Below are 21,238 nucleotides of genomic sequence, written 5' to 3' on the forward strand. Positions count from 1 at the left end.
ACGGAAATCTCTCGTCACCCCGGCCCTGTGCCGGGGTCCACCAAGCAGCTTGGTGCCTCACAAGCCGATTGAGCGCCCTGCCAAGCCGGTAGCAACGCAGCACCTTACCATCACCGACCAACGTCTGTTGCGCGGTGGACCCCGGCACAAGGCCGGGGTGACGATCAATGTGTGTCGAGGTTCATCGATCCGGTTAAGCGGGCAGGCCGTATTAAACTGAGGTCGAAACCTAACGCTCGCGCGTCGCGGCGAACCTGACCTTGGGATAGCGATCCGCGATATAGCCCACTTCCCACGCGGACTTGGCCAGGAATACCGGATTGTCGTCGCGGTCCTTGGCCATCGCGCCGCGGTTGAGGTCGGTGAACGCCTGCAGCTCCGCCGGGTCTTCCGCCGAAATCCAGCGCGCGGTCTCGTAAGGTGCCATTTCAAGCCCCGCCGCCACCTTGTATTCGGCATCCAGCCGGCTCAGCAGCACTTCGAGCTGGAGCTGCCCGACCACGCCGATGATCCAGTTCGACCCGATTTCGGGATAGAAGACCTGCGTCACACCTTCTTCCGCCATGTCGTCCAGCGCCTTGCGCAGCTGCTTGGTCTTGGTCGGGTCCTTGAGCGCGACGCGGCGCAGGATTTCGGGCGCGAAATTGGGCAGGCCGGTGAAGCGCACATCCGCCCGCTCGCTCAGCGTATCGCCGACCCGCAGCGTGCCGTGATTGGGAATGCCGATGATGTCGCCGGGATAGGCTTCGTCGGCCAGTTCGCGTTCGCGCGCGAAGAACAGGATCGGCGAATGGATCGCGATCGGCTTGCCATGCCCGGTCGGCGTCAGCTTCATGCCGCGGCGGAAGGTGCCCGAGCACAGCCGCATGAAGGCGATGCGGTCGCGGTGATTGGGGTCCATGTTCGCCTGGACCTTGAAGACGAAGCCGGTCACGTCCTCGCGCGCGGGATCGACCGGCGCGGGTTCGGCCGGCTGCGGGCGCGGCGGCGGCGCGTGGCGGGCGATCGCGTCGATCAGCGAATCGACCCCGAACTCCTTGAGCGCCGATCCGAAATAAACGGGGGTCAGGTCGCCGTGGCGATAGGCCGCCGCATCAAAGCTCGCATAGCCGCCCATCGCCAGCTCGGCCTCCTCGCGCAGCCGCGCCACGCCCTCGGGCGACAGCGCGCCGTCGAGCCCGGGATCGTCCAGGCCGGTGAAGCGCGCGACCTTGCCCTGATATTCACGGCTGCCGCCCTCGGGCTGGAGCAGGCGATTGTCGACCAGGTCGTAAATCCCCTCGAACTGCCCGCCCATGCCGACGGGCCAGGTCATCGGGCACACGTCGAGCGCCAGCATGTCGGCGACTTCGTCGAGCAGCTCGAACGGGTCGCGGCCCTCGCGGTCGACCTTGTTGACGAAGGTGATGATCGGGACGGAACGCAGCCGGCATACTTCGAACAGCTTGCGCGTCTGCGGCTCGATCCCCTTGGCGGCGTCGATCACCATGACGGCGGAATCGACCGCGGTCAGCGTGCGATAGGTGTCCTCGCTGAAATCCTCGTGCCCCGGCGTGTCGAGCAGGTTGAAGGTGATGCCGTCCCGCTCGAACGTCATCACGCTGGAGGTGACGGAAATGCCGCGCTGCTGCTCGATCTTCATCCAGTCCGACCGCGCGCGCCGCGCCGCGCCGCGCGCCTTGACCTCGCCCGCCAGATGGATCGCGCCGCCGAACAGCAGCAGCTTTTCGGTCAGCGTGGTCTTGCCGGCGTCGGGGTGGGAAATGATCGCGAAGGTGCGGCGTTCAAACACTTGGGCCATCGCGCGCCCCTAGCCGGGCGGGTTGGTGGTGTCGAGCGGCCCATCGCTGAATTGCTCGGTCACCCCGGGCTTGACCCGGGGTCCCGCTTCTTCTCGCGCCGGATCAGGCAGCGGGACCCCGGCGCAAGGCCGGGGTGACGATTACCCCGCAATTACCCGTGAGTTGAAGCTCACCCCTCCAGCGTCACCTGGATCGCAAATTCCCGCGTCTCCCCTGGCGCGAACCGCAAAATCCCCGGCTTGTCCCAGATATCGCCCGCAAACTCTTGCGGATCGGCGATGCCGTGCCAGGGTTCGATGCAGACGAAGCGCGCGCCCGGCTTGGTCCAGATGCCCAGCATCGGCAGGTCGGCGAAATCGACCCGCAACTGCGGTCCCCCGCTCGCCGCACCGTAGCGGACCGACCGGCTCGCAAGCGCGCGCCAGATCAGGGCGTCATGCTCGAACAGTTCGTCGCGCAGCGTCAGCACGCGGTCCTCGACCGGCGTCGCGCGGACGACCGGGCCGATCACGCCGCTCTCGTCCAGGATTTGGGCGAGCGGCCCCGGCTCGTCCTGGTCGAACAGGATTCGATGCTCGGCCCGCGGCGCGCCATAGGGCAGCGGCCAGGCAAAGGCGGGGTGGAAGCCCAGGCTGGCCGGCATGTCGCGGTCGTCGCGGTTGGTGACGCGCACCGTCGTCGCCAACGTCGCGCCGTCGATCGCGTGCTCGACCTCAAGTCCGAACGCAAAGGGATAGCTCGCCCGCGTCTCGGCATCGTCGGTCAGGCGCAGGACGACGCGGGTCGCCGCCTGCTCGACCACCGAAAAGGTCCGCCGGCGCACAATGCCGTGCTTCGGCATCGACCAGCTTTGCCCGTCCATCCGCCACTGATCGCCGTTCAGCGCGCCGACGATCGGAAACAGGATCGGCGCTCGCCCGCGCCAGAACGCCGGATCGGCGTCGGTCATCAGCTCGCGACCCTCGGCATCGCGCAGCGACCACAGCTCCGCGCCCACCGGGTTGATCGTCGCCGCCAGGGCGTCACTCGCAATCTCGATCATCACAGGCTCCGTCATCCGCGCAGATGCGCATCGAGTTTGGCGGCGGCGGCGACCACCTTGTCGGCCACTGCCTTCAGCTCGGCATCGGTGAAGCTTTTGTCGCCGGGCTGCAGCGTGACTTCGACGGCCAGGCTCTTGCGCCCGTCCTCGACGCCCGCGCCAGTGAACAGGTCGAACACGCGTGCGTCGGTGATCGCCGCCTTGTCCGCGCCGCGCACCGCGCGCACCAGTGCGTCGGCGACAAGGTCGGCGGGGGCCAGGAAGGCGAAGTCGCGCATCACCGCCTGCAGCGCGGGCGGGGCGTAGGGGGCGCGCATGAATCCACTGGCGCGCTTGGCCGGCAGCGCGTCGAGGAACAGCTCGACCACTGCAACGTCGCCCGACAAGTCGAACGCCTTGGCGATCGAGGGATGGACCATCCCGAAGCTGGCGAGCACCGTCTTCGGCCCCAGCCGCAGCGTCGCCGACTGGCCGGGATGATAGGCGGGGCCTGCCTCGCCCATGACCTGCAAATTGCCGACCGGCGCGCCGGCGGCTTCCAGCAGCGCCAGCGCCTCACCCTTGGCGTCGAACGCATCGAACGGCTGCGCCTTGCCGCGCTGCCAGTTGCGCGGCGTGCGCTCGCCCGCCAGCACGACGGTCAGCGTCGGCCGCTCGTCGGGCGCGCCGTCGGCGGTGGCCAGATAGCGGCGGCCCAGTTCGTACAATCGCACGCTGGCCGCGCCGCGCTTCAGGTTGCGTGCCGCCGCCGACAACAACCCGGGCAGCAGCGAGGGGCGCATGACCTTCATGTCCTCGCTGATCGGATTGGCGAGCGTCCACGCCCCGCCGCCGAACAGCTCGGCCTGCGCGGGCGGAATGAAGCTCCAGTTGATCGCTTCGTTGAGGCCCCTTGTAGCCGCGGTGCGGCGCAGGCGGCGCTCGAGTTTCTGTTCGGGCGTCGCCGTCGGCCGCGCCACGCCGGGCGTGCGTTCCAGCGGAGTCGAGGGCACATGGTCGATACCCGCGATCCGCACCACTTCCTCGACCAGGTCGGCCACGCCGTCGATGTCGCGCCGCCAGGTCGGCGGCGTCACCCGCCAGTCGGGTCCGACGTCAAAGCCAAGCCCGGTCAGGATCTCGCGCTGGCGATCGGGCGCGACGTCCAGCCCGCCCAGCGTCAGCACGCGCGCGGGATCATAGGCGATCACCGGCATCGCGACCGGCGGCTGTCCGGCGCGGGTCACGCCGCTGGCGGTGCCGCCGCACAGGTCGAGCACCAGCCGCGTCGCGATCGCCAGGCCATCCTCCAGGAACGCGGGGTCAACGCCACGCTCGAACCGGCTGCGCGCATCGCTGGTCAGCAACAATTTCTGCCCGGTTCGCGCGATATGTTCGGGGGTGAAATAGGCGCATTCGATCAGCACGTCGGTCGTCGTCTCCGACACGCCCGAATGTTCGCCGCCCATGATGCCGCCAATGTCGTGCACGGCGCTGTCGTCGGCGATCACCGTCATGCCCGCATCCAGCGTGTAGGTACGGCCATTGAGCGCCACCACCTGCTCGCCCGCTTGTGCAGCCCGCGCGACCAGCGCGCCGGTGAGCGTCGCGCGGTCATAGACGTGGAGCGGCCGGCCCAGGTCGAACATGACGTAATTGGTGATGTCGACCAGCGTGCTGATCGGCTTCTGCCCGATCGCTTTCAGGCGGCGCTGCATCCATTCGGGCGACGCGCCGTTGGTGACCCCGCTCACCGCCTGCGCGAAGAAGGCCGGGCAGCCTGTCGGATCGTCGGTGCGGACGTCTGGCCCGGGGCCGGTGCCCGCCACAGGATCTACCGCCAGCGGCTTCAGCGTGCCGAGGCCGGCGGCGGCGAGGTCACGGGCAATGCCGCGCACGCCCATGCAATCCTGGCGGTTGGGGGTGATGGACAGGTCGATGACGGGATCGTTCAGCCCGGCATAGTCTGGGAAAGCGGTGCCCACCGGCGCATCGGCGGGCAGCTCGATGATGCCGTCATGCTCCTCGCCCAGCTCCAGCTCGCGGGTCGAGCACATCATGCCGCTCGATTCGACCCCGCGGATCGCCGCGACCTTCAGCGTGATACCGCTGCCCGGCACATGGGCGCCCGGGGGACCGAACACGCCGACCAGCCCCGCACGCGCATTGGGGGCGCCGCATACGACCTGGACGGGACCGTCGCCGGCGTCCACCGTCAGCACCTGCAGCTTGTCGGCCTGGGGATGGCGATCGGCGGTCAGCACGCGCGCCACGCGGAACGCGGACAGCTTCTCGCCCGGATTGTCGACACCTTCGACCTCCAGCCCGATCCGGGTCAGCGCGACCAGGATCGTGTCGAGATCGGCATCGGTGTCGAGATGCGCGCACAGCCAGCTGAGCGTGAACTTCATGCAAACTTACCTTCAAGAATCCCGTTCGTGTCGAGCGGAGTCGAGACACGTTGGCGCGGGGCAATACGGTTCTCGACTTCGCTCGAATCGAACGAGGGAAGAGATGATTGGGCGGCCATTCGCATCACGCCCCCACGCCGCCGCTCAGCGTCGGCACGTCGAACGCCGAAAAGCCGTAATGCTTCAGCCAGCGCAGGTCGCCGTCGAAGAACGCGCGCAGATCGTCCATGCCGTATTTCAGCATCGCCAGCCGGTCGACACCGGTGCCGAAGGCAAAGCCCTGCCATTCGTCGGGGTCCAGCCCGCACGCGGCGATTACCTTGGGATGGACCATCCCGCTGCCCAGCACTTCCATCCAGCCGCCATCGGCCGCGTCGCCGCTGCCGCCGATCACCCGCTTGCCGTTGACAAGCGTGTAGCCGACATCGACTTCGGCCGAGGGTTCGGTGAACGGGAAATAGCTGGGGCGCAGGCGCAGCACGATGTCGTCGCGCTCGAAAAACGCCTTCAGGAACGTCTCAAGCGTCCATTTGAGGTGGCCGAGCGTGATGCCGCGATCGATCACCAGCCCCTCGATCTGGTGGAACATCGGCGTGTGCGTCGCGTCGCTGTCGCTGCGATAGACGCGGCCGGGCGCGATGATGCGGATCGGCGGGGTCTGCGACATCATGGTGCGGATCTGGACGGGCGACGTGTGCGTGCGAAGCAGGAAGCGGCGACGTCCGCTTCCCCCCTGCTTCGCACCGGCCGGCGACGCGCCACGCGTGTCGTCCGACGGCGGGCTTTGCCCGTCGTCGCTGCCCGGCTCCGGGAAATAGAACGTATCATGCATCGCCCGCGCCGGATGTGTCTCGGGAATGTTGAGCGCGGTGAAATTGTGCCAGTCGTCCTCGATCTCGGGCCCGGTCGCCACCGCGAAGCCCAGGTCGGCAAAGATTTCGGCAAGTTCGTCCATGACCTGGCTCACCGGATGCACCGATCCTGGGGCCAGGCGGTCGGCGGGCAACGTCATGTCGATCCGCTCGCTTGCCAGTCGGGCATCGAGCGCGGCCTGTTCGAGCGTCGCTTTGCGCGCGGCCAGTGCCTCGCTCACCGCCTCGCGCAGCGCATGGATGCGCGGCCCTTCGACCTGGCGCTGCTCGGGGCTCATCGCGCCCAGCGTCTTGAGCAGCCCGGTGACCGCCCCCGCCTTGCCCAGCGCGTGAACGCGGATCGCTTCAAGCGCATCCAGCCCCGCCGCCGCGTCGATCGATGCAAGCAGGTCGGTGCGAAGGTGGTCGAGATCGGTGGTCATCATGATCCAGTCATCGGAAGTCGCGTTGCGACGGGTTCGAAGCCCAGGCCAAGCGCAAGGTCAACCCATTCCGGGTTCGAGCGCTCGACCAGATTGAGTTTCCAGTCACGATTCCATCGCTTGAGCCGCTTCTCGCCCAGAATGGCCTGTTCCATAGTGGCGTGCAGTTCGTACCAGACGAGGTGGTGGACGCTGTATCGCGCCGTGAAGCCGGGTAGCGCGTTGGTCCGGTGCTGGTGCAGTCGTTTCACCAGATCAGACGTGACTCCAATATAAAGCGTGCCGCATTTGCCGCTGGCCAGCATGTACACGCAAGACTGGAAGTTTTCGTGCATTGCGACCCGCCCCATGTCCTGAACTCCAGTATCGTCACCCCCGCGGAGGCGGGGGTCTATAGCGGCACTCGACGGAAATCGAAGTCAAGCGTCTGGCCTATGGATCCCCGCTTTCGCGGGGATGACGAAGCCGAACAAAGGGAGATGACGAGGCTGAACAACGCGTCCTCAGCAAGGCTTCGTCTGGCCAGGACGTAGGAGCAAGACTGGACGTTTTCGTGCTCCCGGACCTCCTATCCCGTCACCCCCGCGAAGGCGGGGGTCCGTACGCGGCGCCCGATGACATTCGCCTCGGCACTTTCCTCATATGGATCCCCGCCTTCGCGGGGATGACGAGACTCTACAAGTGGGATGACAAAGCTGGCTTGGGGGGACGTCCAAGCTGGCTTCGGGAATGACGACTCCGAAGAAGCAGGCGCGGAAACGAAAAAGAGGCGCGGGTGGCATCCCACCCGCGCCCCGATTTCCGGTCGCATCAGGCCGTGTCAGGCGGCCTGGGGCAGCGCCGCCTTCGCCTGCGCGACGATGGCGCTAAACGCTTCACCTTCGTGCATCGCGATGTCGGCCAGCACCTTGCGGTCAAGTTCGATGCCGGCGAGCTTCAGCCCGTGCATGAACTGCGAATAGGTCAGGCCCTCGGCGCGAACGCCGGCGTTGATGCGCTGGATCCACAGGCCGCGAAAGGCCCGCTTCTTAACCTTGCGGTCGCGATAGGCGTACTGGCCGGCCTTTTCGACGGCCTGGCGCGCGATGCGGATCGTGTTCTTGCGACGGCCATAATAGCCCTTCGCCTGATCCAGAATCCGCTTGTGCTTCGCCTTGGTGGTCGTGCCGCGCTTTACTCGTGCCATGTCTCAGCCCTCCCTCAACGCAAGCCGTACGGTGCCCACTGGCGCACATGCGCCGTGTCGGCATCGGCGAGCACGGAAGTGCCGCGGTTCTGGCGGATATATTTCGCATTGTGCGAGATGAGCCGGTGGCGCTTGCCGGCGACGCCGTGCTTCACCTTGCCGGTAGCGGTGAATTTGAAGCGCTTCTTCACACCGCTTTTGGTCTTCAGCTTGGGCATTTTCGTCTCCTTGTTCGGACGATCTCGAACAGCCATGGCAGCCCACACTGGCCAGGCGGTTCCTTCAATTGATCGCGGAAGCGCACGCCGATAGCCAAGCGGCCCAGCAAATGCAACCGATTCCCCGCGGCGTCAGCGTTCGCTGTCCAGGAACGCCATCTGCTGTGCCGGGTATCGGTCGCCCGCCGCCGATCCGCGCGGGATCGCCGCCTCGATCCGCGCGAGCTGATCGGGGGTCAGCGCCAGTCGGTCGGCGTTCAGCGATTCGGCCAGCCGATCCGGCGTGCGCGCGCCGACCAGCGCCACGATATCCTCGCCCTGCGCCAGCACCCAGGCGATCGCCGACTGCGCCGGCGTTGCGCCCAGTTCCGCCGCGACGGCCGCCAGCGCATCGGCCAGAGCCAGATTGTGCGCCAGTTGCTCGCCCTGGAAACGCGGGCTGACGCCGCGGAAATCGCCGGCCAGGCTGCGGTCCGCCCGCCAGCCGCCGCTCAGCAGGCCGCGCGCCAGCACGCCATAAGCAGTGATGCCGATGCCCAGTTCGCGCGCCTTCGGCAGGATCGCGTCCTCGATCCCGCGCGACATCAGCGAATACTCGATCTGCAGGTCGCTGATCGGGCGTTCGGCGGCGGCGCGCGCCAGCGTCTCGGCACCCATTTCGCTCAGGCCGATATGGCGGACATAGCCCTTGTCGACCATCTCGCCGATCGCACCCACCGTCTCGGCGATCGGCACGTCGGGGTCGAGCCGTGAGGGGCGATAAATGTCGATATAGTCGGTGCCGAGCCGCTGGAGCGAATAAGCGAGCATCGTCTTGGCCGCCCGCGGGCTGGCGTCATAGCCGAGCCAGTTGCCGTCGGGGCCGCGCAGCGCGCCGAACTTGACGCTCAATTGATAACGGTCGCGCGGCACGCCCCTCAGCGCCTCGGCAATCAACAGCTCGTTGTGCCCCATGCCGTAAAAGTCGCCGGTGTCGATCAGCGTCACGCCGCGTTCGATCGCGGCATGGAGCGTCGCGATGCTCGCGGCGCGGTCCGCCTCGCCATACATGCCCGACATGCCCATCGCGCCCAGCGAAATGCGGGTTACGTCGGGGCCTTGCTTGCCAAGTTTGCGCAGTTCCATCGTCAGTCTCCTTCGGGGCGATGCGCGCAAGATGGCGGCTGGCATGACCGTCGATAAGACGGCACAATCCGCACGAGCTGTACGGCAGGATGCACAATGGACGATCTCGACATCGCCGATCTGGCGGCGTTCGCACTGGTGAGCGAGCAGCGCAGCTTTCGCGGCGCGGCGGCGCTGCGCGGCGTGTCCGCCTCGACGATGAGCGCGGCGGTGCGGCGGCTGGAAGCGCGGCTGGGGGTACGCCTGCTCACCCGTACCACCCGCAGCGTTGCCCCGACCGAGGCCGGGGCCGAGCTGCTGGCCGGGTTGAAGCCGGCGCTGGCGGAGGTTGCGCGGGTGATCGACGGGGTCAACCGCCATCGCGACACGCCGCGCGGATTGCTTCGCCTCAACGTGCCGGGTGTCGTCGCCGATCTGATCCTGCCATCGCTGCTGACCCGCTTTCTTGCCCGTTATCCCGACATCCGGGTCGAGGTGATCGCCGACGACAATTTCGTCGATGTGCTGGGCAGCGGCTTCGACGCGGGCGTGCGCTATGACGAGCGGCTGGAGCAGGACATGATCGCGGTGCCGATCGGGCCGCGAACCGATCGCTATATGGTTGCGGGGTCGCCCGACTATCTGGCGCGCCACGGCGTGCCGCTGCATCCGTCCGATCTCGTCCGGCATCAGGCGGTGCGCTATCGCTTCGCCAGCGGCCGCCTGTCCGAATGGGAATTCGAGCGTGCCGGCCAGCTGCTCAAGGTCGAACCGGTGACGCGTTTCGTCGGATCGCGCACGCCGTTGCTCGTCGCAGCGGCGGAGGCGGGGCTGGGGCTGATCGGCACCTTTGAGGGTTATCTCCAGCCCTCGGTCGATGCCGGGCGGCTGGTGCCGGTGCTGGAGGACTGGTCGACGCCGTTTCCGGGGCCGTTTCTTTATTTCGCCGAGCGCCGGCTGATGCCGACGCCGCTCAGGGCATTTGTCGACTTTCTGCGCCGCGAGGCGGCGGGGGCATAAGAGAAGGGCCGGGGATTGCGCCCCGGCCCTTTCCTGTTTGGTGCTGGATGGCCGGCATGGCCTTCGCCATGCCGTCGGTCGGGGTCGCACGGGCGACCCCGCCGTCCGGCCTGACGCGGTTGGGGCTGGACGCAGCCAGCCCCGCGTCAGGCTCAGAAATCCATGCCGCCCATGCCGCCCGGCATCGCCGGTGCCGCCGACTTGTCGTCGGGCAGCTCGGCCACGGTCGCTTCCGTGGTGATCAGCAGGCCCGCGACCGACGCCGCGTTCTGCAGTGCGGTGCGCACAACCTTGGTCGGGTCGATCACGCCGGCCGCCACCAGGTTTTCATAGGTGTCGGTCGCCGCGTTGAAGCCGAACGAGGTGTCGTTCTGGTCGAGCAGCTTGCCCGAGACCACCGCGCCGTCATGGCCGGCGTTCGAGGCGATCTGGCGGACCAGCGCGGTCAGCGACTTGCGAACGATGTCGATGCCGCGGGTCTGGTCTTCATTCTCGCCCTTCAGGCCTTCCAGCGCCTTGGTGGCATAGAGCAGCGCGGTGCCGCCGCCGGGGACGATGCCTTCTTCGACCGCAGCGCGGGTCGCGTGCAGCGCGTCGTCGACGCGATCCTTGCGCTCCTTCACTTCGACTTCGGTCGCACCGCCGACCTTGATGACGGCGACGCCGCCGGCCAGCTTGGCAAGGCGCTCCTGCAGCTTCTCGCGGTCATAGTCGCTGGTGGTGACTTCGATCTGCTGGCGGATCGCTTCGGTGCGGCCCTTGATCGCGTCCGCATCACCCGCGCCATCGACGATGGTGGTGTTGTCCTTGTCGATGGTCACGCGCTTGGCGGTGCCGAGCATGCCGAGCGTCACGTTCTCGAGCTTGATGCCCAGGTCTTCGCTGACGACTTCGCCCTTGGTCAGGACGGCGATGTCTTCCAGCATCGCCTTGCGACGATCGCCGAAGCCCGGCGCCTTGACCGCCGCGACCTTCAGGCCACCGCGCAGCTTGTTGACGACCAGGGTCGCCAGCGCTTCGCCCTCGATGTCCTCGGCGATGATCAGCAGCGGACGGCCCGACTGCACCACTGCTTCGAGGATCGGCAGCATCGCCTGCAGCGACGACAGCTTCTTCTCATGGATCAGGATGTACGGATCGGTGAGTTCGACCGCCATCTTTTCCGGGTTGGTGATGAAATAGGGCGACAGGTAGCCGCGGTCGAACTGCATGCCTTCGACGACGTCGAGCTCGAACTCGAGGCCCTTGGCTTCCTCGACGGTGATGACGCCTTCCTTGCCGACCTTTTCCATGGCTTCGGCAATCTTCTCACCGACTTCACGGTCGCCATTGGCCGAGATGATGCCGACCTGGGCGATCTCGTTCGAGCCGGAAACGGCCTTCGAACGCGACTTCACGTCTTCGACGACCTTGGTGACGGCGATGTCGATGCCGCGCTTCAGGTCCATCGGGTTCATGCCGGCGGCGACCGACTTCATGCCTTCGCGCACGATCGCCTGGGCGAGCACGGTCGCGGTGGTGGTGCCGTCACCGGCGATGTCGTTGGTCTTCGAGGCCACTTCGCGCACCATCTGTGCGCCCATATTCTCGAACTTGTCCTTGAGTTCGATTTCCTTGGCGACGGTCACGCCGTCCTTGGTGATGCGGGGCGCACCGAACGACTTGTCGATCACGACGTTGCGGCCCTTCGGACCCAGCGTGACCTTGACCGCGTCGGCCAGGATGTCGACGCCCTTCAGAATGCGCTCACGCGCATCGCGCGAGAATTTTACGTCCTTGGCTGCCATGATGGCTACTCCTCAAAAAATCAAAGTTGCGGAAGTTGCGGGGTATGGCCCGGGTTTTCGGCTCAGCCGACGATGCCCAGGATGTCGCTTTCCTTCATGATCAGCAGGTCTTCGCCATTGACCTTGACCTCGGTGCCGGACCACTTGCCGAACAGGATGCGGTCGCCGGCCTTGACGTCGAGCGGGGTCACCTTGCCCTCTTCCGACTTGGCGCCCGAACCGGCGGCGACGACTTCGCCTTCCTGCGGCTTTTCCTTGGCGGTGTCGGGAATAATGATCCCGCCGGCGGTCTTCTCTTCCGCTTCGACGCGGCGGACGAGCACGCGATCGTGCAACGGACGAAAGTTCATGCGAACATTCCTTTCTGAATGTGAAATGCGGGTTTAGCACTCACCACCGGCGAGTGCTAACGAACGGGCATATGTGATCGCCCGCGTGAGTCGTCAAGCCGCGCCGATGGCTATTTCGTCGGTCGGCGCGGCAAGGTTACCCGGCAGCAGGCCGAGCCGTGCGCGTGCGCGCCAACGCCAGATCAACAATAGCGCGACCGCCAGCAGCCCCACTGCGAGACCCGTCCAGACGCCGACCCCTTCCCAGCCCAGGCCAAAGCCCAGCAGGATCGCGGTGCCGAACCCGGCGATCCAGTAGCCCGACGCCGCGATCAGCATCGGCACCCGCGTGTCCTGGAGCCCGCGCAGCACCCCGGCCGCGACCGCCTGTGCGCCATCGGCGAGCTGGAACATCGCCGCGATCGCCAGATACTGGACCGCCAGCGCGATGACGGTCGCGTTCGCGCGATCGCCGGTGTCGATGTAGATGCCGATGATCCACATCGGCGCCAGCCACATCGTGACGGCGGTCAGCGCCATGAAACCGATGCCGAGCGCATAGGCGGCCAGTCCCGCGCGGGCGATCCAGCGCGCATCGCCCGCGCCATAGCCCATGCCCACCCGGATCGTCGCCGCCTGGGCGACGCCGAACGGCACCTGGAAAGCGAAGGCGGCGATGTTGAGCGCGATGGCGTGGGCTGCGACCTCCGCCACGCCGAACAGCCCCATCAGGAAGGCCGCGCCGCCGAACAGCGCGCCTTCGAACGTCATCGTCAGCGCGATCGGCAGGCCCAGTCTGACGAGTTCCGCCAGTCGCGACCATTCGCTGCGCCACCACCGCCCGAACAGGCGATAGCGCCGCAATCGGGGATCGGCCGTCAGGATGACGGCATAGGCGAGCATCATCGCGATCGTGGTGATGACGCTGGCGAGCGCCGACCCCTCCAGCCCGAGCGCCGGAAAACCGAGATTGCCAAAGACGAGCGTCCAGTTCGCGAACAGGCTGATCGCCAGGCCGAGCATCGCGACGACCATCACCCAGCCCTGGCGCCCCAGCGCCGACGCGGTGATCCGCATCACGCCCGCCGCGGTCGACGGGATGAGCGCGACGAGCAGAATGTCCAGGAACGCGCCCGAACGCCGCGCCACCGCCGGGTCCTGTCCCAGCGCGAGCAGGATGGATTCGCCGAACAGCATCAGCGCGATCATCGGCAGCGCAGCGAGCACCGTCAGCCACAATCCCATCCGGAAGCTGCGCCGCACCTCGCGCACCGCATGGCGGCGCGCGCCGAGTTCGGCGGCGATGATCGGCGCGACCGCGCTGGTCAGTCCGGCAAGTGCAAACGCGATCGTGCCATAGAAATAGACGCCGAGCGTCGCGGCGGCGAATTCAACGGTGCCCAATCGCGCGACGAAGATCACGTCAACTGCATAGACTGCAACCTGAAGCAGATTGGCCGCGACCAGCGGCGAGGCGAGCCGCAGCAGCGCGGCGAATTCGGCGCGCTGGCTGGCCGGCGGTGCCCCGGTCGGCAAGGTGAGGCTGGCGGCGTGCATGGCCGGCGCGGCGTGACCGAAAGGCGCGCCAAAAGCAACCGATCGCATCAGACACCCCAACGGGCGTATTGCCCCCATATCACACAAGCCGCTATCAGGGGCGGCGAGCACGCGGTTGGGCGGCGCAGGAGATCGAAGACGTGAAATTGGTTCGGGGCGCCTGGAAACTGCTGGTCGGGATCAAGGACGGGCTTGTCCTGTTGTTCATGCTGCTGTTTTTCGGGCTGCTGTTCGCGGCATTGTCGGCCCGCCCCAATCCCGCGGCAATCACCGACGGCGCGCTGGTGATGGACCTGAGCGGTACCGTCGTCGAACAGCCCGACGAGGTCGATCCCTTTGCCGCGCTGGGCGGCGGCGAAGTGCTGACCCAGCACCGGCTGCGCGATCTGGTCCGCGCACTCGACAAGGCGAAGGACGATGGCCGGGTCAAGGCGGTCGTCCTCGACCTCGACCGTTTTCTCGGCGGTTATCCCGCCACGGTCGGCACGCTGGGCGAGGCGATCGGCCGGGTGCGCGCCAGCGGCAAGCCCGTGCTTGCCTTTGCGACCGCCTATTCGGACTCCAGCTATGCGCTCGCCGCGCATGCCAGCGAAATCTGGGTCGATCCATTCGGCGGCGCGCTGTTTGCCGGGCCGGGCGGGTCGCGCCTCTATTACAAGGGGCTGCTCGACCGGCTGGGCGTCAACGCCCATGTCTACCGCGTCGGCACCTACAAGTCGGCGGTCGAGCCCTATGTGCTGAACGAAGCGTCGCCGGCGGCGAAGCAAGCCGACACCGCGCTGTACGGCGCGCTGTTCGGCCAATGGGTCGAGATGGTGAAGAAGGCCCGGCCGAAGGCCGACCTGGCGCGCTATGTCGCGCAGCCCGACACTGCCGTACTCGCTGCCGACGGCGATATCGCCAAGGCCAATCTGGCCGCCGGGATCGTCGACCAGCTCGGCGACCGGCTGGCGTTCGGCAAGCGCGTCGCGGCGATTGCGGGCGCATCGACGAAGAAGGGCGCGCTGCCCGGCAGCTATCGCGAGATCCGGCTGAAGAACTGGATCGCCGCCAATCCGGCGCCGACCACGGGCGATGCGATCGGCGTCATCACCATTGCCGGCGAAATCGTCGGGGGTGAGAGCGGGCAGGGCACGGCCGGCGGCGACACCGTCAGCCAGCTGCTGCTCAAGGGGCTCGCCGAAAAGAAGCTCAAGGCATTGGTCGTGCGCGTCGATTCGCCCGGCGGATCGGTGCTCGCGTCCGAACAGATGCGCCAGGCGATCCTGGAGGCCAAGCGTCGAGGCCTGCCGGTCGTCGTGTCGATGGGCGGGCTGGCGGCGAGCGGCGGCTATTGGGTGTCGACGCCCGGCGACGTGATCTTTGCCGAACCCAACACGATCACCGGATCGATCGGGATTTTCGGCGTGCTGCCGACCTTTGAAGGGACGCTCGCCAAGATCGGCGTCAATGCCGACGGCGTGCAGACGACGCCGCTCACCGGCCAGCCCGACGTGCTCGACGGGACCAACGCGACGATCGATCGCATCCTGCAATCCTCGATCGAGCAGGGCTATCGCCGGTTCGTCGGCCTAGTCGCGCAGTCGCGCAAGCTGCCGGTCGAGCGGGTCGATGAAATCGGCCAGGGCCGGGTATGGGATGGCGGCACCGCACGCCAGTTGAAGCTGGTCGACCGCTTCGGCGGCATCGACGATGCGATCGCCGAGGCCGCCCGCCGCGCCAAGCTGGACCCGGCCAAGGTCCACGCGCTCTATCTGGAAAAGGAACCCGGCTGGGAGGCGCAGTTTGCCGAACTGCTCGCGCGCGACGACGACGAGAAGACCGACGAGACCGAAACCGACCTGATGTCGCGGCTGGCCGCCGAACGCCGCGCGGTGTTCGCGCGCGCGCTCGGCGACATGCGCGGCCTGCTCAACGCGCGCGGCGCGGTGCAGGCGCGCTGCCTGGAATGCGCGGCGCTGGCGCCTGCGGTTCCGCGTGCCGAGGACCGGGCGCTGGCGCGCATGATCATCGAAAAGGGCCTGTAATGCTCGACATTCGCGTCGCGACGCCCGCCGATGCCGCGGCGATCGCGGGCATCTACGCCCCGTTCGTGCTGGGCGGACATGTGTCGTTCGAAACCCAGCCGCCCGATGCCGACACGATGCGCCAGCGCATGACGGTGAGCGAGGGCTTCTATCCGTGGCTGGTCGTGACCCATGGCGACGGCGCGGAAAGCAATATCGTGGGCTATGCCTTTGCCTGCCGGTTCCGCGACCGTCCGGCCTATCGCTACATCGTCGAGACGTCGATCTACGTGCTCGGCGACCATCAGAGGCGCGGGGCCGGCCGCATCCTGTTCGAAGCGCTGATCGACACGTTGCGGGCGCAGGGCTTTACCCAGGCGGTGGCGGTGCTGTCGCTGCCCAATGATTCGGCGATCACGCTGCACGAATCGGTCGGCTATCGCCGCGCGGGCGTGATCCGCGAAATCGGCTTCAAGCTGGGCCAGTGGATCGATGTCGGCTTTTGGCAGCGCGAACTGAACGACGCGACGATCCCACCGGTCGAGCCACAGCCGTTTCGCGAGGTCGGGCTGGTCCGCGCCTGATCGACTGGCGTAGGAGAGACGTCGTGCCTCGCGCCCGTCTTATGAGTCACCGCCTGTGTACCGCCGCTGCATGTGTCGGTGCCTTCGGCATCGCCAGCCCGGTCCTGGCGGACGACGACGGCCAGCTGTGGACCACGGTGCTGGCTCAGGGGCCGGTGCGCGGCGACCTGTTTCTGTGGCTGGAGGCTCAGGGGCGGCTGACCGATGATTTTGGCGGCGGCAGCCAGATCATCGTGCGCCCCGGCATCGGCACCCGGATCGCGCCCGATGCCCATGCGATCGCCGGCTATGCCTATATCCGCACCGATCCCGAGGGCGGACGTGTGAGCAACGAGCACCGGTTGTGGCAGCAGATCCAGTTCGCGGCGTTGCGCGGCGCGGACGGATCGGTGCGGCTGTTGTCGCGCAGCCGGCTGGAACAGCGGATGCGGGAAGGCGCGGATCGCACGGGATGGCGGTTTCGCCAGCTAATCCGCGGCCAGATCCCGCTGGCAGCCGGCCGTCCGACCTTTGCGGTCGTGCAGGCGGAGGGCTTCGTCAATCTGAACGCGACCGATTGGGGCGTGCGCGACGGCATCGACCAGCTGCGCGGCTTTGCCGGCGTCAACTTCCCGCTGTCGCCGCGCCTGCGGGTTGAGCCGGGCTATCTGATCCAGCACGTGTTCCGGCCCGGGCGCGACCGGACCAACCATGTCATCAGCGCGACGTTGCTCGTTCGGCTCTGATCAGCGCTTGCCGCGATAGGCGGGCAGGCGCAGGCGATAGCGGATCGCCGCACCGCGCAGGGCGAACCCCGCCAGCGCGGCGACCGGCGCGGCCAGCGCCCCCGGCGCGCCGAGCGCGCTCAGCCCGACGAACAACGCGGACGCAAGCGCGGCGGCGGTCACATAGAGTTCCGGGCGCATCAGGATCGACGGCTGGCCGGCCAGCACGTCGCGGATGATCCCGCCGACGCATGCGGTGATGACCCCCATCAGCATCGCGGGAACCGGCGGTACCCCCATGCCCAGCGATTTCGCTGCGCCGAAGACCGCATAGGCGGCAAGGCCAAAGGCATCGAGCCAGTCGAGCACCTGGCCCGCCCACCAGCGTTCGGGCGTCACCCAGATGAGCAGCGCGACGCCCAGGCAGATCGCGGCAATCGCCGGATCCTGCACCCAGAACACCGGCGCACCGATCAACAGGTCGCGCACCGTGCCGCCGCCGACCCCGGTGACGAGGGCAAAGAAGCTGGCGGTGACCAGTGTCTGCCCCTGGCGCGCGGCGGCCAGCGCGCCGGTGGCGGCGAACATCGCGATCCCAAAGGCGTCGAGCCAGGGCAGGAAGGGCGCGATGGGCAGCTCGGTCGGGGTCATCGCCAGGGCTCTAGCCCGTTTCGCGCAACGCCGAAACGGACGTGCATCGCGTCAACCGTCGATTTACCGGGCGGGCGTATCCGCAACGCCATGGCCGCTGCCGGGGACTTCCGCTTTCGTCGCAACGGGCGATCGCCGTTGGCGGGCATCGCGCTCGTCGCATCGCTGGGCGCGATCGCACTGACTGCGGCGACCCGCGCGCCGTGGTTCCTCTATTTGCCGATGGTGGCCGCCGCGGCCGAGGCGCTGCGCATGCTGATCGTCAACCCGGTGACGGGGATCGACATCGACGCGGCCGGGCTGGCCCTGATCGACCGCCGAAGCCGGCAGACGATCCGGCTGGCGACAATCGACCATGTGGCGTTGACCCGCTGGACCGACGGCGTCGACGTCACGCTGGTGCTGCGCGATGCGCGCCGGATCGCGGTGTCGAGCCGCCTGCTGCCCGAAAGCGCGGTGCTGCGCCGCGAGCTCGAACGCCGCGGCGTGCCGGTCAGGGCGGACTGATCGGGCGCGGCGCCGCGCGCCGCCGCCGGAACATCAGCGCCGTGCCGAGCAGCGATCCGGCCAACCCCAGCGCGGCAAAACCGATCAGCAGCGGATGGCTCGAATTTTCGCGCCCCTGCAGGTCCATGATGTGCAGGCCCCACATCAGGTCGAACCAGCGCCACTGCGCGCTGCGGACCGCCAGCACCTCGCCGCTGTCCGCGTCGACATAGACATGGATGCCGTCGGCGAAGCGCACCCGCCATGCCGGCCGGGCGCGGCGAAGTTCGAGCGGCGCATCGCTGGCGGCAAAGCGCGTCACGTCCCGGACCAGCGCGGGTGCGCGCAGCGCCGCGATCGCGATCGCGCGCGCGTCGTCGCCAGCGACCCGTTGCAGGACTGTGCCGGTGCGCGGATCGACGGTGCGGAGCCCACCATCGGCAAAGCGCACGATCCAGACCGGCCGCCGATCGGCGCGCATGACCAGGTCGACCCGGGCCACGTCGCCGCCATCCATCCGTGGCGCGATCGGGCGCAGATCGGCGGGAAGCGCGGGCGGATCGCGGCGCAGATGCGCGCCGCGGACCTCGTCGATCGGTCGCGCGACCATGAACAGTCCGGTCGCGGTCCACAGGATCAGCGGAACGCCCGTCAGCCAGCCGAGCCGGACCAGCGCGCGAGTTGCCGCATGCTCGACCCCCCCGGCCCGTGCCGCCGAGATCAGATGTGGATCGGCTTGCCCGTCACCGCCATCGCCGCTTCCTTCAGCGCCTCCGGATGGGTCGGGTGGGCGTGACACGTGAGCGCGATGTCCTCGGCGGTCGCGCCGAATTCCATCGCCTGGGTCGCCTGGGCGATCATCGTGCCGGCAACACTGGTGATGATCCACACGCCCAACACCTTGTCGGTGGCGGCGTCGGCGATCACCTTCACGAAACCGTCGGGCTCGTGATTGGTCTTGGCGCGGCTGTTGCCCGCCATCGGGAACTTGCCGACCTTGATCTCGCCGCGCTCCTTCGCCGCTTCCTCGGTCAGGCCGACGCCTGCGATTTCGGGCATGGTATAGACGACCGAGGGAATGAGGTCGTGGTTCACGATGCCGTGCAGCCCGGCGATGTTCTCAGCGACCGCGATCCCCTCATCCTCCGCCTTGTGCGCGAGCATCGGGCCGGGCACGACATCGCCGATCGCCCAGATGCCGTCGACGGCGGTCTTGAAATGGTGATCGACCTCGACCTGGCCGCGCGCGTTGACGCTCAGCCCGGCCTTGTCGAGCGCCAGGCCATCCGTGTTCGGACGCCGGCCGATCGACACGAGGACATTGTCGGCGGTCAGCGTTTCCGCCGCGCCACCGGCAGCGGGCTCGACGGTCACGGTCGCCTTGCCGTCGTTCACCTCGACCCCGGTCACCTTGGTGCCGGTCTTGAACTCGATGCCCTGTTTCTTGAACAGCTTGAGCGATTCCTTGCGCACGTCGCCGTCGAAGCCGGGCAGGATCTGGTCGAGATATTCGACGACCGTCACCCTGGCACCCAGCCGCTTCCACACGCTGCCCAGCTCGAGCCCGATCACGCCGCCGCCGATGACGACCAGATGTTCGGGCACCTTGGGCAATTCGAGCGCGCCGGTCGAATCGACCACGACCTGCTGGTCGACGGTGACGCCGGGCAGCGGGGTGACGCTGGACCCGGTGGCGATGACGATGTGCTTCGCCGTTACCGTCTGGTCGGCCACCTTCACCGTGTGCGCATCCTCGAATGCGGCGCGACCCTTGAGCCAGGTGACCTTGTTCTTCTTGAACAGAAATTCGATGCCGCCGGTCAGGCCCTTGACCGCCTCCAGCCGCTGCGCATGCATCGCGTCGAGATCGAGGCTGACCTTGTCGAACTTCACCCCCAGCTTGGCGAGCTTGCCGCCCGCCGCTTCCTCGAACAGCTCGGAGGCGTGCAGCAGCGCCTTGGACGGAATGCAGCCGACATTCAGGCAGGTGCCGCCCAGCGTCTCCCGCGATTCCGCGCACGCGGTCCTGAGGCCCAGCTGCGCCGCCCGTATCGCCGCGACATAACCGCCGGGGCCTGAGCCGATTACCAGGACGTCATAGTCATACTCAGCCATTTTCAGCTCCATTCGTCGCCCGGAACATAGGGACGGCGCGGGACGATTACAGGTCGATCAGCAGACGGGTCGGATCCTCGATCGCGTTCTTCAGCGCGACCAGGAACGTCACGGCTTCGCGGCCGTCGATCAGGCGATGGTCATAGCTGAGCGCGAGATACATCATCGGGCGCACCACCACCTGGCCGTCGCGGACCACCGGGCGGTCCTCGATGCGGTGGAGGCCCAGCACGGCGCTCTGCGGCGGGTTGATGATCGGCGTCGACATCAGCGATCCGAAGACCCCGCCGTTGGAGATGGTGAAGGTGCCGCCCTTCATCTCCTCCATCTTGAGCGTGCCGTCCTTGGCGCGCTTGCCGAAGTCGCCGATCGTGCGCTCGACCTCGGCCACCGACATCCGGTCGGCGTTGCGGATCACGGGCACGACCAGGCCCTGCGGCGCACTGACCGCGACCGAGATGTCGGCATAGTCGTGATAGACGATCTCTTCGCCGTCGATCCGTGCGTTGACGGCGGGAATGTCCTTGAGCGCCTGGCACGCCGCCTTCACGAAAAAGCCCATGAAGCCGAGCCGCACGCCGTGCTTCTTCTCGAACAGATCCTTGTAGCGGCTGCGCGCCTCCATGACCGCGGTCATGTCGACATCGTTGAAGGTGGTGAGCAGCGCGGCGGTGTCCTGCGCATCCTTCAGTCGCTTGGCGACGGTCTGGCGCAGGCGCGTCATGCGCACGCGCTCCTCGCGGCGGTCGCCGGCGCTGGCGACGGGCTGGGCGCGGGGGCGGGTGCGTCCGCCTTGCCCGACGCGGCGGCAACCACGTCTTCCTTGGTGATGCGGCCGTCCTTGCCGGTGCCCTTGACCGTCGCGGGGTCGACGCCGAATTCGAGCACCGCGCGGCGCACCGACGGTGACAGCGCGGCGGCTTCGACGTCGGGGGCGGGTTGCGCGGGGGCCTGCTGCGCCGC

19 protein-coding genes and 1 pseudogene are annotated in these 21,238 nt (G+C 67.6%); 5 read left to right on the plus strand and 15 right to left on the minus strand.

Going from position 1 to position 21,238, the window contains the following annotated elements; genetic code table 11:
* Nucleotides 1-229: 229 nt before the first annotated feature.
* The 8 genes from AX676_RS15310 to AX676_RS15345 all read right to left on the minus strand — a co-directional run bounded on the left by AX676_RS15310 (nt 230) and on the right by AX676_RS15345 (nt 9,057).
* Nucleotides 230-1,801, minus strand: a complete 1,572-nt coding sequence (locus AX676_RS15310) for a peptide chain release factor 3 (protein WP_066483639.1) — start codon at nt 1,799-1,801, stop codon at nt 230-232.
* A gap of 170 nt (nt 1,802-1,971) precedes the next feature.
* Nucleotides 1,972-2,844 carry an aldose 1-epimerase family protein gene (locus tag AX676_RS15315; RefSeq protein WP_231726037.1) on the minus strand — a complete coding sequence of 291 codons (873 nt, stop codon included), beginning with the start codon at nt 2,842-2,844 and terminating at the stop codon, nt 1,972-1,974.
* A gap of 11 nt (nt 2,845-2,855) precedes the next feature.
* Nucleotides 2,856-5,234: a phenylalanine--tRNA ligase subunit beta gene (gene pheT, locus AX676_RS15320; RefSeq protein ID WP_066483642.1), complete on the minus strand. Its 2,379-nt coding sequence runs from the start codon at nt 5,232-5,234 to the stop codon at nt 2,856-2,858.
* Between the two features lie 124 nt (nt 5,235-5,358).
* The gene (gene pheS, locus AX676_RS15325; protein WP_066483728.1) at nt 5,359-6,528 is read right to left on the minus strand and encodes a phenylalanine--tRNA ligase subunit alpha; all 1,170 of its coding nucleotides are present in this window, start codon (nt 6,526-6,528) and stop codon (nt 5,359-5,361) included.
* Nucleotides 6,528-6,878, minus strand: coding sequence for a GIY-YIG nuclease family protein (locus tag AX676_RS15330; RefSeq protein ID WP_231726038.1), 351 nt, complete (start codon nt 6,876-6,878; stop codon nt 6,528-6,530). The genes pheS and AX676_RS15330 overlap by 1 nt, the downstream gene beginning before the upstream one ends.
* 470 nt (nt 6,879-7,348) lie before the next feature.
* Nucleotides 7,349-7,714: a 50S ribosomal protein L20 gene (gene rplT / locus AX676_RS15335; RefSeq protein ID WP_066483645.1), complete on the minus strand. Its 366-nt coding sequence runs from the start codon at nt 7,712-7,714 to the stop codon at nt 7,349-7,351.
* A 14-nt stretch (nt 7,715-7,728) separates the two neighbouring features.
* Complete coding sequence (gene rpmI / locus AX676_RS15340) at nt 7,729-7,932, minus strand: 50S ribosomal protein L35 (RefSeq protein WP_066483647.1); 204 nt, start codon at nt 7,930-7,932, stop codon at nt 7,729-7,731.
* A 132-nt stretch (nt 7,933-8,064) separates the two neighbouring features.
* Nucleotides 8,065-9,057 carry an aldo/keto reductase gene (locus AX676_RS15345; protein WP_066483648.1) on the minus strand — a complete coding sequence of 331 codons (993 nt, stop codon included), beginning with the start codon at nt 9,055-9,057 and terminating at the stop codon, nt 8,065-8,067.
* 96 nt (nt 9,058-9,153) lie between these two features.
* Between AX676_RS15345 and AX676_RS15350 the strand changes: the two genes are divergently transcribed.
* Nucleotides 9,154-10,056: a LysR family transcriptional regulator gene (locus tag AX676_RS15350; protein ID WP_066483652.1), complete on the plus strand. Its 903-nt coding sequence runs from the start codon at nt 9,154-9,156 to the stop codon at nt 10,054-10,056.
* 152 nt (nt 10,057-10,208) lie between these two features.
* On the opposite strand, the gene groL is transcribed toward AX676_RS15350, so the two are convergent.
* The 3 genes from groL to AX676_RS15365 form a co-directional block, all read right to left on the minus strand.
* The gene (groL, locus tag AX676_RS15355) at nt 10,209-11,843 is read right to left on the minus strand and encodes a chaperonin GroEL (RefSeq protein ID WP_066483655.1); all 1,635 of its coding nucleotides are present in this window, start codon (nt 11,841-11,843) and stop codon (nt 10,209-10,211) included.
* Between the two features lie 62 nt (nt 11,844-11,905).
* Nucleotides 11,906-12,193 carry a co-chaperone GroES gene (gene groES, locus AX676_RS15360; protein ID WP_066483657.1) on the minus strand — a complete coding sequence of 96 codons (288 nt, stop codon included), beginning with the start codon at nt 12,191-12,193 and terminating at the stop codon, nt 11,906-11,908.
* Nucleotides 12,194-12,286: 93 nt separating this feature from the next.
* A complete protein-coding gene (locus tag AX676_RS15365) occupies nt 12,287-13,777 on the minus strand; it encodes an MATE family efflux transporter (protein ID WP_231726039.1) in 1,491 nt (496 codons plus the stop codon).
* Nucleotides 13,778-13,869: 92 nt separating this feature from the next.
* Between AX676_RS15365 and sppA the strand changes: the two genes are divergently transcribed.
* Genes sppA through AX676_RS15380 form a run of 3 tightly spaced genes read left to right on the plus strand, consistent with a single transcriptional unit; the run spans nt 13,870 to nt 17,044 of the window.
* A complete protein-coding gene (sppA, locus tag AX676_RS15370) occupies nt 13,870-15,756 on the plus strand; it encodes a signal peptide peptidase SppA (protein ID WP_066483661.1) in 1,887 nt (628 codons plus the stop codon).
* Complete coding sequence (locus tag AX676_RS15375; RefSeq protein ID WP_066483662.1) at nt 15,756-16,319, plus strand: GNAT family N-acetyltransferase; 564 nt, start codon at nt 15,756-15,758, stop codon at nt 16,317-16,319. Before sppA ends, AX676_RS15375 begins: the two co-directional genes overlap by 1 nt.
* Before the next feature lie 41 nt (nt 16,320-16,360).
* The gene (locus AX676_RS15380; RefSeq protein ID WP_066483663.1) at nt 16,361-17,044 is read left to right on the plus strand and encodes a DUF2490 domain-containing protein; all 684 of its coding nucleotides are present in this window, start codon (nt 16,361-16,363) and stop codon (nt 17,042-17,044) included.
* Here the strand turns inward: AX676_RS15380 and AX676_RS15385 are convergent, their stop codons facing one another.
* Nucleotides 17,045-17,674 carry a trimeric intracellular cation channel family protein gene (locus AX676_RS15385; protein ID WP_066483666.1) on the minus strand — a complete coding sequence of 210 codons (630 nt, stop codon included), beginning with the start codon at nt 17,672-17,674 and terminating at the stop codon, nt 17,045-17,047. It abuts the gene before it with no gap.
* Nucleotides 17,675-17,764: 90 nt separating this feature from the next.
* On the opposite strand from AX676_RS15385, the gene AX676_RS15390 reads away from it, so the two are divergent.
* The gene (locus tag AX676_RS15390; RefSeq protein ID WP_066483667.1) at nt 17,765-18,181 is read left to right on the plus strand and encodes a hypothetical protein; all 417 of its coding nucleotides are present in this window, start codon (nt 17,765-17,767) and stop codon (nt 18,179-18,181) included.
* Here AX676_RS15390 and AX676_RS15395 read toward each other — a convergent pair.
* The 3 genes and pseudogenes from AX676_RS15395 to odhB all read right to left on the minus strand — a co-directional run.
* A complete protein-coding gene (locus AX676_RS15395) occupies nt 18,168-18,959 on the minus strand; it encodes a PepSY domain-containing protein (RefSeq protein WP_231726040.1) in 792 nt (263 codons plus the stop codon). The genes AX676_RS15390 and AX676_RS15395 overlap by 14 nt on opposite strands.
* The gene (gene lpdA, locus AX676_RS15400) at nt 18,881-20,275 is read right to left on the minus strand and encodes a dihydrolipoyl dehydrogenase (RefSeq protein ID WP_066483734.1); all 1,395 of its coding nucleotides are present in this window, start codon (nt 20,273-20,275) and stop codon (nt 18,881-18,883) included. The genes AX676_RS15395 and lpdA overlap by 79 nt, the downstream gene beginning before the upstream one ends.
* Before the next feature lie 46 nt (nt 20,276-20,321).
* A pseudogene (gene odhB / locus AX676_RS15405) lies at nt 20,322-21,238 on the minus strand (2-oxoglutarate dehydrogenase complex dihydrolipoyllysine-residue succinyltransferase); the annotation flags it as partial.

The sequence above is a fragment of the Sphingomonas sp. CCH21-G11 genome (assembly GCF_001555965.1).
Taxonomy (GTDB): Bacteria; Pseudomonadota; Alphaproteobacteria; order Sphingomonadales; family Sphingomonadaceae; genus Sphingomonas.

Excerpts from the sequence above, each read along its gene's own strand:
- AX676_RS15345 (WP_066483648.1), bottom strand. The coding sequence starts at position 9,057 with ATGGAACTGCGCAAACTTGGCAAGCAAGGCCCCGACGTAACCCGCATT.
- AX676_RS15385 (WP_066483666.1), bottom strand. The coding sequence starts at position 17,674 with ATGACCCCGACCGAGCTGCCCATCGCGCCCTTCCTGCCCTGGCTCGAC.
- AX676_RS15315 (WP_231726037.1), bottom strand. The coding sequence starts at position 2,844 with ATGATCGAGATTGCGAGTGACGCCCTGGCGGCGACGATCAACCCGGTG.
- groL (WP_066483655.1), bottom strand. The coding sequence starts at position 11,843 with ATGGCAGCCAAGGACGTAAAATTCTCGCGCGATGCGCGTGAGCGCATT.
- groES (WP_066483657.1), bottom strand. The coding sequence starts at position 12,193 with ATGAACTTTCGTCCGTTGCACGATCGCGTGCTCGTCCGCCGCGTCGAA.
- pheS (WP_066483728.1), bottom strand. The coding sequence starts at position 6,528 with ATGACCACCGATCTCGACCACCTTCGCACCGACCTGCTTGCATCGATC.
- pheT (WP_066483642.1), bottom strand. The coding sequence starts at position 5,234 with ATGAAGTTCACGCTCAGCTGGCTGTGCGCGCATCTCGACACCGATGCC.
- AX676_RS15365 (WP_231726039.1), bottom strand. The coding sequence starts at position 13,777 with ATGCGATCGGTTGCTTTTGGCGCGCCTTTCGGTCACGCCGCGCCGGCC.
- rplT (WP_066483645.1), bottom strand. The coding sequence starts at position 7,714 with ATGGCACGAGTAAAGCGCGGCACGACCACCAAGGCGAAGCACAAGCGG.
- AX676_RS15350 (WP_066483652.1), top strand. The coding sequence starts at position 9,154 with ATGGACGATCTCGACATCGCCGATCTGGCGGCGTTCGCACTGGTGAGC.
- AX676_RS15375 (WP_066483662.1), top strand. The coding sequence starts at position 15,756 with ATGCTCGACATTCGCGTCGCGACGCCCGCCGATGCCGCGGCGATCGCG.
- AX676_RS15390 (WP_066483667.1), top strand. The coding sequence starts at position 17,765 with ATGGCCGCTGCCGGGGACTTCCGCTTTCGTCGCAACGGGCGATCGCCG.
- AX676_RS15330 (WP_231726038.1), bottom strand. The coding sequence starts at position 6,878 with ATGGGGCGGGTCGCAATGCACGAAAACTTCCAGTCTTGCGTGTACATG.
- lpdA (WP_066483734.1), bottom strand. The coding sequence starts at position 20,275 with ATGGCTGAGTATGACTATGACGTCCTGGTAATCGGCTCAGGCCCCGGC.
- rpmI (WP_066483647.1), bottom strand. The coding sequence starts at position 7,932 with ATGCCCAAGCTGAAGACCAAAAGCGGTGTGAAGAAGCGCTTCAAATTC.
- AX676_RS15380 (WP_066483663.1), top strand. The coding sequence starts at position 16,361 with ATGAGTCACCGCCTGTGTACCGCCGCTGCATGTGTCGGTGCCTTCGGC.
- AX676_RS15310 (WP_066483639.1), bottom strand. The coding sequence starts at position 1,801 with ATGGCCCAAGTGTTTGAACGCCGCACCTTCGCGATCATTTCCCACCCC.